At 31.4% G+C, this 341-nt stretch carries 1 protein-coding gene; it reads right to left on the bottom strand.

Annotation, left to right across the window (positions count from 1 at the left end; genetic code table 11):
• Nucleotides 1-341: helix-turn-helix domain-containing protein (locus tag LOK41_RS28725; protein WP_241819470.1), on the bottom strand; the 341-nt coding region annotated here is incomplete at both ends.

The raw sequence follows: 341 nt of genomic DNA, 5'->3' as shown, positions 1-341 counted from the left end.
GGATCTAAACGATATGTATTAGAAGCACCTACTTTAGGACCTTTAACTAAAATTCCATGATTAGAAAGTTCTTTAATTGCTCTTGAAACATGGGGAGGTTTCATTCCTAATTCTTCAGCTATGTCTTTTTGTCTAATTCTTAACCAATTTTCATAATCTAGTTTTGATAATAGGATCATATAAACACGCAATGTTTCACCTTTTAAATTGAGTTTTGCAACATATGTTAATCCTTCTTGAAACACCATGACCCAATCCCCCTTATAAACTTTTTTCTTTTTAGCTGGAGTTAATAAATATTGTTGGATTTCTCCTGTTTCTTCATCAGGTACTTCGATAAA

Origin of the sequence: Bacillus sp. TL12, from assembly GCF_022625245.1 — a bacterium.
GTDB lineage: Bacteria > Bacillota > Bacilli > Bacillales > Bacillaceae_G > Bacillus_A.
The sequence above is the reverse complement of the archived record's forward strand: the minus strand, read 5'-3'. Positions and strand labels throughout refer to the sequence as shown.